This window comes from Ruegeria sp. AP12 (genome assembly GCF_056540025.1).
In genome coordinates this window covers 1-1322 of sequence record NZ_JBQFVZ010000067.1, presented here as the reverse complement: position 1 = coordinate 1322, position 1322 = coordinate 1, and the positions used below count along the sequence as shown (strand labels likewise).

General features: G+C 59.7%; 3 protein-coding genes. All 3 read right to left on the bottom strand.

The features are described from left to right. Positions 1–328, bottom strand: a 328-nt coding sequence (locus tag ACR0E6_RS21245) for a thiamine pyrophosphate-binding protein (protein WP_480587039.1), incomplete at its 3' end; no start/stop codon positions are given. A gap of 81 nt (positions 329–409) precedes the next feature. After that, the gene (locus ACR0E6_RS21240; RefSeq protein WP_425083159.1) at positions 410–868 is read right to left on the bottom strand and encodes a DUF302 domain-containing protein; all 459 of its coding nucleotides are present in this window, start codon (positions 866–868) and stop codon (positions 410–412) included. A 77-nt stretch (positions 869–945) separates the two neighbouring features. Beyond that, positions 946–1322, bottom strand: a 377-nt coding sequence (locus ACR0E6_RS21235; protein WP_480587036.1) for an SAM-dependent methyltransferase, incomplete at its 5' end; no start/stop codon positions are given.

Below are 1322 nucleotides of genomic sequence, written 5' to 3'. Positions count from 1 at the left end.
GCGCTTCATCCGCGTCGACGCAGCCGGTCAGCACGATCATCGGCACCCGGTCTTGCAGCGCGTTGGCAACCACGTTGATCCCGTTCATCGCGCCGGGACCAAGGGTTGCAACCAGTATCGCAGGCGCGCCATCGCGGTGATGGACTGCTTCGGCCATGAACCCGGCTGCGTTCTCGTGTTTGGTCAGATGAAAGGTGATGCCAGCTTGTTCCAGCGCACCCACCAGCGTCAGAACCTCACCGCCCGGCATGCCGAACGCATGGCGACACCCTGCCTCATACAATCTTTGAGCCAGTAGATCCGCCGCGCGGGGAGAGAGGTCCTGCATCAGTCATGCTCCGAGAAAAAGATATGTGACAGCAAATGTCTGACACACCGGCAAGAGGCAAGCGGGTTCACATCAGTGTGACTATTTGACGGCTGTTTTCGCGATGGATTGAAACTTTTGGTCCAGTTCTGCGGCAATATCGGACAGGGCCTGCCCGCCCTGACTCGTGTAGGGCTCAAACACAAAGCTGGGGGTTTTGTAGGACAAGCGCGCGCTGCCGTCGTCATTTTCGGTCACATAGAGGCGAATCGGCGCCTCGATCATCGCAGCGGTCGAGGTTTCGAGTACCCGCACCGCATAGTCGTTGTTGAATACGCCGATCACGCGATTGCCCGGAATGGTGATCCCACGGGCCGCCGCCGCTTTGGTCGGCCCGGCCTGAGTGACAACGATCAGCCCGTGTTCCTTGACGGCAGCCTTGGTGTCGGCCACCAGCGCGTCATAGGATTTCCCCGTGTCATGAACCGCCCATCCCGGCAGGGCCTGATCCGCAAGGGCAGGCGAGGCCAGCAAGCAGATTGCAGCGCAGATTGCTCTCATCACAGGGTCTCCGTCTTGTTGGTGCCCAACTAGAGCAGGTTTCGCCCATCGCTGCATTCACATTTTCGTATGCGTCTTCAGGGTGACCGTTTTTGCAGCAGGTAGATATCCATGATCCAACCATGATCGGCGCGGGCCTGCGCACGGGTGGTCAAAATGGTCTCGGCCACCTCATCCAGCGGGCCGTGGATCAGGATCTCTTCCTTCATGCCGACATAAGCGCCCCACCAGATATCGAACGCCTCCATGTCCAGAGCCTGGAACGAACACTCGCCGTCCAGCATCACGGCAACCTTGGTGGCGTCCGAGGGCCAGCCTTCGTCGCGAATACGACGGCCAGTGGTAACAACATAAGGCGCGCCGATATCGTTGATGGGAATGGTATGGGCTGCTGTCAGCGCTTGTAGCGCGGTAATCCCCGGAATCACGCGTTTGCGCGGTTGCGGGTCCAGCC

Excerpts from the sequence above, each read along its gene's own strand:
- ACR0E6_RS21240 (WP_425083159.1), bottom strand. The coding sequence starts at position 868 with ATGAGAGCAATCTGCGCTGCAATCTGCTTGCTGGCCTCGCCTGCCCTT.